The organism is Sphingobacterium sp. SRCM116780, from assembly GCF_021442025.1.
Taxonomy (GTDB): domain Bacteria; phylum Bacteroidota; class Bacteroidia; order Sphingobacteriales; family Sphingobacteriaceae; genus Sphingobacterium.
In genome coordinates this window covers 4,231,792-4,244,404 of the sequence record NZ_CP090446.1, presented here as the reverse complement: position 1 = coordinate 4,244,404, position 12,613 = coordinate 4,231,792, and the positions used below count along the sequence as shown (strand labels likewise).

General features: G+C 36.4%; 8 protein-coding genes. 3 read left to right on the top strand and 5 right to left on the bottom strand.

The annotated features are described in order from the left end of the window. The first annotated feature begins 1 nt into the window (after nt 1). From LZQ00_RS18280 to LZQ00_RS18270, 3 genes are all read left to right on the top strand, one after another. Nucleotides 2–1,723: a M23 family metallopeptidase gene (locus LZQ00_RS18280; protein ID WP_234510694.1), complete on the top strand. Its 1,722-nt coding sequence runs from the start codon at nt 2–4 to the stop codon at nt 1,721–1,723. A gap of 35 nt (nt 1,724–1,758) precedes the next feature. Next, nucleotides 1,759–2,220, top strand: a complete 462-nt coding sequence (gene bcp, locus LZQ00_RS18275; protein ID WP_234510693.1) for a thioredoxin-dependent thiol peroxidase — start codon at nt 1,759–1,761, stop codon at nt 2,218–2,220. Nucleotides 2,221–2,314: 94 nt separating this feature from the next. Then, entirely contained in the window at nt 2,315–3,784 is a 1,470-nt protein-coding gene (locus LZQ00_RS18270; RefSeq protein WP_234510692.1) for a glycine--tRNA ligase, read from the top strand. A gap of 93 nt (nt 3,785–3,877) precedes the next feature. On the opposite strand, the gene LZQ00_RS18265 is transcribed toward LZQ00_RS18270, so the two are convergent. From LZQ00_RS18265 to LZQ00_RS18245, 5 genes are all read right to left on the bottom strand, one after another. Beyond that, nucleotides 3,878–5,326 (bottom strand): hypothetical protein, encoded by a 1,449-nt coding sequence (locus tag LZQ00_RS18265; protein WP_234510691.1) that lies wholly within the window; start codon nt 5,324–5,326, stop codon nt 3,878–3,880. A gap of 62 nt (nt 5,327–5,388) precedes the next feature. Further along, nucleotides 5,389–7,119, bottom strand: coding sequence for a M64 family metallopeptidase (locus LZQ00_RS18260; RefSeq protein ID WP_234510690.1), 1,731 nt, complete (start codon nt 7,117–7,119; stop codon nt 5,389–5,391). Between the two features lie 12 nt (nt 7,120–7,131). Continuing rightward, nucleotides 7,132–8,025, bottom strand: coding sequence for an AraC family transcriptional regulator (locus LZQ00_RS18255; protein WP_234510689.1), 894 nt, complete (start codon nt 8,023–8,025; stop codon nt 7,132–7,134). Nucleotides 8,026–8,283: 258 nt separating this feature from the next. Further along, nucleotides 8,284–10,632 carry a glycosyl hydrolase family 95 catalytic domain-containing protein gene (locus LZQ00_RS18250; protein ID WP_234510688.1) on the bottom strand — a complete coding sequence of 783 codons (2,349 nt, stop codon included), beginning with the start codon at nt 10,630–10,632 and terminating at the stop codon, nt 8,284–8,286. 2 nt (nt 10,633–10,634) lie between these two features. Then, nucleotides 10,635–12,530 (bottom strand): alpha-L-fucosidase, encoded by a 1,896-nt coding sequence (locus LZQ00_RS18245; RefSeq protein WP_234510687.1) that lies wholly within the window; start codon nt 12,528–12,530, stop codon nt 10,635–10,637. Nucleotides 12,531–12,613 lie beyond the last annotated feature (83 nt).

Genomic DNA, 12,613 nt, shown 5'->3' with positions numbered 1-12,613 from the left:
CATGAAGAAATTAAGCTGTATAATAGGTTTGCTTGCTTCTACTCTAACGATAACACAAGCACAAGATATCATTAAACACCGTCAATATCCGCAAAATTATTTTAGACGTCCTATGGATATTGCTCCCCAGGCATCTGGTTCATTTGGCGAGCTTAGGGCGACTCATTTCCATGGGGGAGACGATTACCGTACACAGCAAAAAATTAATATTCCGGTATATGCTGCGGCAGATGGATTTGTTTCCCGTATACGCGTACAAATTGGTGGAGGAGGCAATTCTGTTTACCTCGATCACCCTAACGGCTACACTTCCGTTTACCTGCATTTAGAAAGCTTCAATGAGGAATTAAATGCTTTTATTAAATCGGAGCAGTATAAACAAAAGAAATTTGAGATTGATGTCTTTTTAAAACCAGGACAATTCACCCTCAAGAAAGGACAGTTGTTGGCCAATTCAGGAAATACAGGTGGTTCCGCAGGACCGCATCTCCATTTTGAAATTCGCGACACCAAACTACAGCTACCCTTTAACACACAGTTGTTTGGGCTCACTTTTCCAGATGAAACCAAGCCCATTATTCGCGGTTTGACCGTATATGATCTAGACGATCCTATTTTCAATGAAAATACACCTAGGCGTCATCAAACAGTCAAAGCGTTAACCAACGGTAATTACAGCCTATCAAGTACATCACCAATCCCAGTTAATGGAAAATTTGGTTTTGGGATCAACACGGTCGATAAACGGAAAGGAATATCCTTTAGTTATGGCGTTTATTCCATTGAATTATTTTTAGACAACAAAACGATCAGCACTGTATTGTTTGAAAGTATACCTTTTGATAAAACACGTGCTATCCATTCCTATATCGATTATCCCTACTGGGAAAAATCAAACGTGAGGGTACAAAAAAGTTTCAGACAATCCGGAAATCCAATTGACATCTATTATAACATGGATAATAATGGCATCATGGAACTTAAAGATGATCAAGTGCATCAAGTGCGATATGTTGTCAAAGATGTACAAGGAAATGCCACTGAAATAAATTTCAATGTGCAGCGCGATGCAAATTATACTGTCAGAAGAACACCTTCTACAGCAGGTAAATACTTTAATTTTTTATTGGACAATGTGTATCAGACTGGCAATGTCAAAATATCCATACCAAAAAACACCCTGTATGACAATTTAAATTTTGAATATTCAGAAGGAGCAAGTCCTGTAAATGGCTATTCTCAACTTCAAAAAGTACACAATAAATATACACCTGTGTTTGGTTCATATACATTGAGCATCAGACCAAATAGCAACCTCACAAAAGACCTCTACAGTAAAGCCCTCCTCGTATCGACAGAAGATGGAGCTCAAGGAGGAAAATATGAGAATGGTTTAGTAACGGCTTCTGTACGTAGTTTTGGAGACTTCTATATTGCCATCGATGACGTTGCACCTACTATTACTGCACGTAACCTTGTAAGCAATAAAAATGTTGCTGCACAAAAGCAAATTGATTTCACTATTTCCGACAACTTATCTGGTATTCAATCTTTCAATGCTTATATTGATGGAGACTGGGTGTTGATGAAATATGATCCTAAAAACCGTCATATCTGGCATACTTTTGAACCAAACCTTCGAGAAGGAAAACACAATTTGAGACTTGAAGTAAAAGATTGGAAAGATAATGTAAATGTTTACGAGGCGAGTTTCACCAGATAATCTGTATTTTATACATTAGAACAATACGATAAGCGATGGCAACACTAGAGGTAGGACAGAAAGCTCCTGCAATAACAGCAAAAAATCAAAATGGAGAAAGCATTTCTTTATCCGACTATATCGGAAAGAAAGTCATTTTATATTTCTATCCAAAAGATAATACACCAGGCTGTACAACAGAGGCCTGTAATTTTAGAGACAATTATCAATCGTTGAAAAAAGACGGTTTTGAAATTATTGGTGTCAGCATTGATGGAGAAGCTTCGCATCAAAAATTCATGACAAAACATGAACTTCCTTTTCAGTTACTCGTGGATGAAGATCAAAAAATAGTGAATGATTATGGTGTATGGGTAGAGAAAAATATGTATGGTAAAAAATATATGGGTACAGCACGTACAACCTTTTTGATTGATGAAAAAGGAAATATTGCGCATATTATCAAAAAAGTGGACAATAAAAATGCTTCCCAGCAAATTCGGGATTTATTACAATAGCATGGAGTATGGAGCATTGCAGACGTAGTACTCCATACTACAATCTACATACTATTATCTAAAATCTAAATACTAATATTTATATTTGCTACTTATGAGCAAACAAACAGACGACTTCTTTAAAAGTATAGTATCGCATGCAAAAGAATACGGTTTTGTATTCCAATCAAGTGAAATATATGACGGCCTAAGTGCTGTGTATGACTATGGTCAGTTGGGATCAGAGTTAAAAAATAACTTAAAAACCTATTGGTGGAAATCCATGGTGCAATTGAACGAGAATATTGTTGGTATCGACGCCGCTATTTTCATGCATCCCACAACTTGGAAAGCTTCGGGACATGTTGATGGATTCAACGATCCGATGATTGACAATAAAGATTCTAAAAAGCGCTACCGTGCAGATCAATTGATCGAAGATAAAATCGCTCGTTATGAAGCCGATGGTAAAACAGATAAAGCTGCAGCTTTATTAGAAGCTTTGAATGTGGCTTTAAATGCTGATGATCTTGCTGGTTTAAAAACCATTATTGAAGATCATAATATTGTTTGTCCTGTTTCAGGAACAAAGAACTGGACAGATGTTCGCCAGTTCAACTTAATGTTTGCCACCCAGATGGGTGCCATGGCAGATGGAGCTGAACAAGTATACTTACGCCCAGAAACTGCTCAAGGTATCTTTGTCAACTTTCTGAATGTTCAAAAAACTGGCCGTATGAAAATTCCTTTTGGAATTGCTCAAATCGGTAAAGCCTTCCGTAATGAAGTTATTGCCCGTCAGTTCATCATGCGTATGCGTGAATTTGAACAGATGGAATTGCAATTCTTCGTTCGTCCAGGAACAGAAATGGAGTGGTATAACAAATGGAAAGAAACTCGTCTTAAATGGCATTTAGCCTTAGGTTTCAATTCTGAGAACTACCGTTACCATAATCACGATAAATTGGCGCATTACGCAAATGCAGCTGTAGATATCGAGTTCAACTTCCCATTTGGATTTAAAGAGGTAGAAGGTATCCACTCCCGTACAGATTTTGATTTGAAACAACATCAAGAGTTTTCTGGTAAAAAGATGCAATATTTTGATACCGAGATCAATCAAAACTATATTCCTTACGTGATCGAAACTTCGATCGGCTTAGATCGTTTATTCTTGACCGTATTGTGTAACTCGTTGGTTCAGGAAGATCTTTCTACAGCAGAGAAACAAGATTCGCGTGTTGTGTTGAAATTCCCTCCAGCGATAGCTCCAGTAAAAGCAGCCATCTTGCCTTTAACAAAGAAAGAAGGTCTTCCTGAAAAAGCACGTGAAATCATGGCTGTATTGAAATTGGATTACAATATCCAGTACGATGAGAAAGATTCAATAGGCAAACGTTACCGTCGTCAAGATGCGATTGGTACTCCTATTTGTATCACAGTAGATCACCAATCATTAGAAGATAACACGGTAACGATTCGTCACCGTGACTCGATGGAGCAAGAACGTATTGCAATTGCTGATTTAGAAAAATTTGTTCATGATTTAGTCGGTTGGAACTCCTTATTAAAAAAGATTCTATAGCATATAAAAAAAGAGATTGGTTTTTGTTGAAACCAATCTCTTTTCTTTTACAGTAATTTGTTATTGTAAAATCTGGAGAATTGATAACTTTCTTTAAAAATCAACATCTACCTTACCATTCCAAGTTTCGTTTTTTAAGATCGTAAATCCTTGTGTCTGATCAATTCCTTGTAGCAACAAACCCTTAAAAAGAACTTGCATATTGTTTTTAATATCCGTACCTAATTCAAACTTCCGAATGACTACTCCTTTATCAAATACTTTCAGTTCATACTTAATTGGCTTGTTTATCACTTGGTATCCCATAAATTGATTGAAGTAAAAACTTTTATTTAAGGTTGTAAAATTGGGTTCAATCTTTAAAATTGCATGATCAAGTTGACTATTACTACTTATACCAAACGGATAATAATAAAAACCAGGATGTTTTTGTTGAATAAGAATACTATCTATATGACTCAGATCTGTTACATCACTAAACGTGACTTTAATCTCACTATACATACGATTCAATGTTAATGTCCGCTCGAGTGACTGATTGACCTGAAACGTATCTCTTACAGCATAAATCTCCGTTTCTTTTTCAGTAAATGAATTACTAACATAAAAATTATTCCAGACAGCACTATTCGTGAAAGTGATGGGACTAATGGAATTTTTTGTCAACAAACTTAAGTAATAAGTACCCATCGGGAGATCTAACTGAAAAGTTTCTTGTGCTGTAACAGCACCCTGTTTTACCAATTCATGAGTTTCTGCGTGATAGATATGGTAATACAACTTATTCTGTGCCACCGACCCATCTTCCCCTCCAGTGATGAGCAAATTGTCGATTCTAAACATACCTGTACTTTCGTTATAAGTATTGTTCAATGGTCTTTTACCTTCATACAAACTTAAACGAATCCAAACCTCTGTTTTTCCTTGAATAGCAAGTTGCGTTAAAGATTGAACAACTGGTAGTTTTGCAGCACCAGTAAATGCCAAATCAACAGGATAATGGATCGTATCTGATAGTTTTGTGTAAGAAAGACCTTTATTAGTCGAATAATCGATCAATAAAGCCCGAGGTCCTGTGGCGGAACTATTGGCATCTAATGTCAAATTGCTAAATGATTTTATGTTTTGACAAGGAATTTTTAATAAGACTGTTTGCGCCGCTCTAAAGCTGATTGCTTTTCCAGTAGTAGGCCATCCTGCAACAAAACTATAATCAATTTTACCACCATTATAATCAATCTTGGCCAGTGGATTAAAAGCAACGATCGGGTCAGTATTGCTGAGATCAAAATTCCATTGAAACAGGGTTTCTTCCTTCGAGCCACTCGTCTTCTGTGTAGAGGCTAAGTTTCTAAATCCACTAGGTGTTTTTAATGGGGTAACAATCGTTTCAAAATCCTTAATTTTGAACTTTACGGAGAACACATTTCCTTCTAATTCATCTGTGATTTTCTGATTCTTTTGACATGCAAAAGTGACAGCTAATACGCAGATAATTAGTAATGAAAATATGCTCCAATTAAATTGGGCATGTTTTTTCATAAAATAACTTTATAGTTAATAATTGGCTTAATAACTATAAAGTTACTTATTAAAAATGTAAATTAAAACTCTGGTATTAAAATTTCTAATCTCTCGCTCCGACAAGTGGTTAATTTATCCACTTTCACCACATATATTTTAGATTCACTATTAGATCTGTCCATGAAAAAAATATTGTTACTACCTTTAGGGGGCACATATTCTCCATTAAATTCATCCCACTCATACAACGACGTACCATCTTCTTTACACCATAAATAATTGTAACGATCATCTGGTTTATCTTTCAATGTGATACGAATTTTATTTAGTTTCTTATCTAGTTTGACGGTGGCACCTATTGGCCTTTCAATTTCATCAAATACTTGTAATAAAACTTTATTGCGTACGGATTTTTTATCTTTCCAAACACTCTCCACATAATAAGCCGCATTTGCTTTCACATGATTTACCGTAACATTTGTTCCTGTTAAGATAGGGGTTGTTGTATCAGCATCTGTATACCAATTATAACGCAATCCTCGACTTGCATTTTTGACACTCAATACCTGTCCTCCGTTAAAACAAGTTTGCAGCGTATCTCCCCAAGTAGATAAAGGCGCTGTTGGTGGATGGTCATTTTCATTCATAATAGACCATTCTTTTTCATAAGTATGCTTCTGGTGAGATTCATTACGAACCAATAAAGTGGTATCTTTCACAACAGCTTTTAATCTATTTGTCCCCAAAGTAAGCATGCCTGGATTCAGATAAATAGAGTCTATATCTTGTCCAATCAATTCCTCATTCAAATACCATTTAACCTCTAGTGTGTTGGGTGAAGGTTTTAATAGTTTTAAAGAGAAAGCTTGGATAAGATCCGTATCAACAACGGTTCCCACTTGCGGTTTTGTATTTACGATAGGATTTGTTTTATGGTGAATCGTTTCGACAAAAGTTTCTTGACACACTGCACAAAAAGGTGCCACTAAGTATTGCATTTTACAAAACTCGTGAGGCCTAAACCAGGTTGATTTTGATTCTTTTCCACCATAAGAATAAACTCCGATATCCTGAGTTCCAATCCAACGTTTCCAGGGAACCTTTGTCGGATCAGACTCTTGTGTACGATTCGGTCCTTCTATCGCATATTGATTTCCTGCCCAATATTCGTCTGCTAAAATAGCAAAGGAATGTCCGATCTCATGTACGGCAATATCATTACTCATAAAATTAACTGTTGCTGTAGCGTATTTTCCTCCAGAACCACCATAAAAAGGAGAATTCACCAAGATAACAACTTGTGTATAATTTGGAATGTGCGTTTTTAAAATCTCCTCAATAACCTCATTCTTCTGAGGAACCACTAATCGGTGCAATCCACCATTATCAAAACTACTTCCAAAGATTGTATTCGGTGATGTAATTGGAACTGGGTATTTCTTCGTAAACTGGTTAAATCGAGCAGGAAAATTACTCAAGTCTATATCGCCATGCACACAATCAGTTGCCTGACCAGCATGTGTCGCTCCAGACTCCTTTGATATGGTTTTTATTGCAAATACATTAAAGTAATTGCTGTACTGACGAAAAGGTTCTGTTTGAAAAAAATAAGTCGTGAAGCGTTTCGCATCCTCTTCAAAATCCGTCAATTGATTTTGTGTATAACCATCACCAAGGATAACGAGGTTGACAATGTCTTTGCTCGTACCTTGGTACTGTAACGTATCCACCTCATATTTTTGAGCAAAAATGGACTGAAACAATAATAAAAAGAGAACGGTAAAAACTAAGGGTAGAAAATTGGTTTTCATTAAAGGTATTGATTAGTTAATATCTTTTATTTTATGCTGAGCAAGGTATTCACTTGGAGATTGCTTCGTAATTTTTTTAAATACCCGATTAAAATTCACGACATTATTAAAGCCAGTCTTAAAGGCCACATCCGATACGTTTTCCGAAAGCTCATGAATAAGCATCTTACACGCTTGTTCTATCCGGATCTCATTCAGAAAGGTAATATATGTTTTTCGGGTATGTTTTTTAAAATATTTACAAAAAGCATGAGGAGTCATATGCGCAATACCTGAGATATCTTCCAGCGATATTTTGTCCGCAAAATGCTCAAATGTATATTGAAAGATTTCGTTAATCCGAATACCCTCTGCATCGGAATATTTTTTTTGAGGAATTCCAGTATAAAGTGAAGTCCAAAGATCAACTTTCTCACTTAAGTAATCAATTAGACCAATAAAACCAGTTAGTCGATCTAGCCCCTCAGCTTCATTGATCTGAAGAAATTTTCGCTTGATGGAAGAGCCTGGTTCAACATCCAGTTTTTTACTCACACTAATGTTTTCTAAAAAAAAACGGACTTGCCCTAATTCGGGAAGTTGTAAAAAATCTTTAAAATTATTGTAATCAAAAAAAACATGAATAGCATGAATCTGTTCCTGATCTGTTGATTCGCTCATCGTTTCCGTCAATAGCTCTGTTCTTTTAAACATATGCGGTTCATTTGCATCAACGATATAAATTTCATCTTCTTTAAACTGATGTGTAAAATTACCAATCAAAAAAGTACCCTGCCCTTTTAATATGTAGGTCACTTGAATTTCTTTATGCCGATGATAGTTATTATAGAACTCAAGCAAAAGATCTTCTTGCACACAAACTGAACCTTGGTTCGGCACAGGAACGGTAAATTGAACAACTTTCATCTCAAAAACCAACTATTAAAAACATATATTGTTTAATTATTCAAATTTAAACAATATAGTGGACAATAAACGTAAATCATTTTATAATTTATTTTTGACGTTTCGAATGAAAATGAACCTAATCTTTCTTTCTTCTAAATTTGAGAAAGAATCGCGTACACAAAAACTAAAAAAAAGAAGCGTAAATAGACTATAAAATAAAAACAGGTTGTGAATTCAATGAAATTCACAACCTGTTTACAAAATTGTATTTATAACCTATTTTATCTGATAATCCTGATATACTGCTCCATTAAGAATTTTTACGACAGATTTGTTCTCCCCCCTTATTTTATAATCGACAACCTGACCATTCTTCCAGGAGATATCAACAGTATAATTACCTCTAGCCTTCAATCCTTTTACCGATCCCTCTTTCCACGCTTTAGGTAAAGCTGGTAATAGGTGTATAAAACCTGCATGACTTTGAATCAGCATCTCTGCAATCCCTGCTGATCCACCAAAGTTTCCATCAATCTGAAAAGGAGGATGCGCACAAAACAGATTCGGATAAGTCCCTGCTCCCACTCCCTGGTAAGTCGTTTCATTAACAAAAGCTGGTTTTAGCAATTGTCTTAATATTTCTAAGGAATGGTCTCCATCTTGTAGTCTTGCCCAAAATAAAATTTTCCAAGCACGCGACCAACCAGTACCTTCATCACCTCGTACTTCCAATGTCTTACGAGCAGCATCAGCCCATGCTTTATTCTTCTGAGGAGAAATGAAATTAGCAGGATACAAACCATACAGATGAGAGACATGACGATGTTTGGGTTCCGTTTCCTCATAATCGACTAACCACTCTTGCACACGGCCACTTTTACTCACGATCACAGGAGGAGGAATTTGATTTAATTTACCTTTTAATTGTTGAACAAATGGATCATTCATCTGTAAAAGGCTATCAGCTTGAATCAAATTACCATACAATTCACGAACAATTTGATTATCGATCGTTGGCCCCATAACAACCGAAGCTGATTTTCCATTCGGAAGACGAAATCCATTCTCAGGAGATACCGACGGTGAAGTTACTAGCCAACCAGTCTTGGGATCTTTCACCAAAGTAAAATCGTAAAATTCCGCAGCACCTTTTAAAACAGGATAAACCTCTTTTAAATATGCTTTATCTTGTGTAAATAAATAATGATCCCATAAATGATTACACAACCAACCCGAAGCAGTACTTGATCCCCAAGAAGCATTTTCTCCTGGTGCTGAGTACCCCCAAACATTGGTCATCATATACACAACCCATCCTGGTGCATTGTAATAAGCTTTAGCTGTTTTCTCACCTGTTTTTGCAATACGCTTAATGAGTGCAATAAATGGATTATGGTATTCTGATAGGTTATTAACTTCTACACCCCAATGATTCATCTGTGCATTGATATTCAAATGGTAATCCCCATTCCAAGGAGTTTGAATCTCATGAGCCCATAAACCTTGTAAATTAGGGGGCAATGCATTCACCTGTTCAGGTGCTGTACTGGAAAGACTTAAGTAACGTCCAAACTGAAAGTATAAAGTCGCTAATCCATTATCCAAGGCAGGGTTTTCAAAGAACTGCTTTAAACGCTGATCCGTAGGAATATCAAACTTAGGTTTTTCATCGGTGATTGTTAAATGAACGCGATCAAATTTCTTTGTATATGCTAATCGATGATTGGCATGTCGTCTTTTCTCACTCGTATTTTCAACCGCAGCTATATTCTTAGCAATTACTTCTTGCGGATTCGATCCATAATAATCTGTACTTGCAGTAAAAAGAACAGTTGCCTCATCAGCACCTTTCAACACGAGCTGTTTACCATTGTCGGTAAGATTTCCACCTTTGAACACGATTTTCACTTTACTGGCAAACTGTAGATTCTTGCCTCCTTTACCATCAGGTAAAGAACCCAACAATGTTATTTCACCATCCTTAACTTGATAAGAATCGATATTTTCTGATCTTTCTAAAGCCACAGTAAAACCGATACTTTTTTTCTTTGAAGCAGTGAGATGAATAACACCCACATTTTGATCAAACGAAGTATAATAAGTTCTGTTATAAGTGACACCATCAGCTGTAAAGGAAGTTTTAGCCGTTGCATTTCCAATATGAAGCGATCTTTCGTAATGCAAAACGTCTTTTGGATTGATGTCGTAATTGAATTTTAGAAAACCAAAATTCTGATAGCTTCCATAAGGAGCATTTGCTCCTGATCCAAAAGCCGATCCTTGTCCACTACAGACAAAGTTCTGATTGACCAATTGCTCTGCTTCGTCGTTCTTCCCTGCAATCAGTAGCTGTTGAATCCTATGAACACTTTTATAAGCTTCATAATTGTTGGGATCTTCTGCAGATCCTGACCACATGGATATTTCATTCAGTACTAACGATTCCTTTTGAATCCCCCCATCAGGCATCATACCAATCAATCCATTTCCTAAGGGTAACGTCTCTTCCCAACGATTAGCAGGTCGATCATACCACATGATCAATGGATCCTTTTTTTGAGCAAACGCTTGAAAGGATGTGATCATGATCAAACTGAATAACGTTGACTTCGTTATAAATTTCATTTTTACTTCGAGTATAATTCGAATTCTGCTATTGTGAATAGATTTTTAGTTAACGTTTCCGTTGGAACAAATTTGATATATTTTGCTTGCACTGATGAGTCAAACATAACCTGTTGTAAAATCGGATTCGCTTTGATATTCGAAAATTCACCCTCCTTTAACAGTTCCCATTTTTGCTTATCTTGACTTGTATAGATTTTATATTTTGTAGCCGTACCTTCTATTTTACCATCTTGACGAGGTAAATAACCAAATCCTGAAATTTCTTTTTTCAATTCAAAAGTAAATCCATCAGAATCAGCACTCAGTGCGGCAAAAGTTTGACCATTCTCGTCATGCGCTTTTATTAATTCTGGAGAAGTTTCAACAATAAATTGATCGCTGGATAATTTATTTAAACCTGAAGCAGTAAAAGCAAAAGGTTCATTATATTCTTTATACAAGCCAAAATCGCTCACAGTAATGGCAACAGGAGCAAATAAATGAAGACGTAATTGTTGTATGGTCACAGGTTTATCCAATTTCAGCAATCGATTAGCTCCAATACTCGTTGCCTTAGCAAGGAAAACCCATGCTCCATCTACTTTTTGTTCAATAACAACACTATCCAAACGTTGACCTAATTTAATATTTTCTCTGATCTGGATAATATCAAAAGTTTGTTTCCCTTTTAAGGTAATGTCTAATGTTGCTTGATGCTCTTGATCATTTGTAGCCCAGTAGCTGTAGCGATCATTATCGAGGATATACTGCGTTCCATATACTTTTGTTGCATGGCCGCGGATAGAGGAAGCCTTTATTTGAGCGCCTTTTGCCAGGTTCGTTTCAAAAGTCTTTTTCACCTTTTTTCCAAATCCTTCAAGAGATTTGACATCATTTTCATGCAGTTGTCCAGATGGCATAGGTGCTAACCCTAGATTCATATTGGCACCACGTCCTACAGATTTTAAATAGATTTCGAATAACTGATTTGGTGTTTTTACCTGTGCGTCTTGTTCAGAGTGATAAAACCATCCTGGTCTTTGTGGAACATCACATTCTGCAGGAATCCAATATTTGCCATTACGAACCCCAGAAGTTAATGTTTTATCATTCATATGACCTGGAACAGGTTTTTGCCCATCTACACCTTCTGGTGTAAATGTTGCCCAAGAAGTTTCTCCTGCAAAACCTTTTTCATTTCCTACCCAGCGCATATCAGGACCAATATCACTAAAAATCATAGCCATTGGCTGTAGTTTTCGAACAATAGGCCATGTTTTATCTTCCCAAGCATAATAAGTACTACGATCAATCGTTCTTTTCTCCCTTAATCCCCCATAATATCCATCTCCTCCATTTGCACCATCATGCCAAGACGTAAACAATTCTCCATAATTAGACATCAGTTCCGTCAACTGTGCACGATACGCATCTGCATATGCAGCCGTACCATAACGTGTATCGTTACGATCCCATGCGGACAAATACACCCCAAACTTCATATTATTGGAGTGGGCAGCAGTCATAAATTCTTTGACCATATCACCCTTACCATTTTTCCATGGAGAGGAAGCAACACTATAAGTTGTAGTAGCCGTTGGCCAAAGACAGAAACCATCATGATGTTTAGTCACGCTGATCAACCCCTTAAAACCTGCCGAAGCCGCTGCCCTTGCAATTTGATTCGCATCAAAATTCGATGGATTAAAAATTTCAGGGTTAGCGTCCCCATATCCCCATTCTTTATTTTGAAACGTGGTTGGTGTAAAATGAATCAAGCAATAGGTATCCATTTCATGCCATTTCAACTGTCGTTCCGATGGAACAGCACCGTATGGTTTGGGTGGATCTACCTTTTTTGCAGGAAGAACACCAGAATTGACTAAAAACAAACTAGAAAGAAGGAATGTTAACATAGTATAACGAAGAAAAAGGTTTAAAGGCCTAAATATAGTTTTATTTTAGGGTAATTAAAATTGAACTAAGCTATTTTCTTTAA

Bases quoted from the DNA above. Each gene is read 5' to 3' on its own strand.
- LZQ00_RS18280 (WP_234510694.1), top strand. From the start codon at position 2: ATGAAGAAATTAAGCTGTATAATAGGTTTGCTTGCTTCTACTCTAACG.
- bcp (WP_234510693.1), top strand. From the start codon at position 1,759: ATGGCAACACTAGAGGTAGGACAGAAAGCTCCTGCAATAACAGCAAAA.
- LZQ00_RS18270 (WP_234510692.1), top strand. From the start codon at position 2,315: ATGAGCAAACAAACAGACGACTTCTTTAAAAGTATAGTATCGCATGCA.
- LZQ00_RS18265 (WP_234510691.1), bottom strand. From the start codon at position 5,326: ATGAAAAAACATGCCCAATTTAATTGGAGCATATTTTCATTACTAATT.
- LZQ00_RS18260 (WP_234510690.1), bottom strand. From the start codon at position 7,119: ATGAAAACCAATTTTCTACCCTTAGTTTTTACCGTTCTCTTTTTATTA.
- LZQ00_RS18255 (WP_234510689.1), bottom strand. From the start codon at position 8,025: ATGAAAGTTGTTCAATTTACCGTTCCTGTGCCGAACCAAGGTTCAGTT.
- LZQ00_RS18250 (WP_234510688.1), bottom strand. From the start codon at position 10,632: ATGAAATTTATAACGAAGTCAACGTTATTCAGTTTGATCATGATCACA.
- LZQ00_RS18245 (WP_234510687.1), bottom strand. From the start codon at position 12,530: ATGTTAACATTCCTTCTTTCTAGTTTGTTTTTAGTCAATTCTGGTGTT.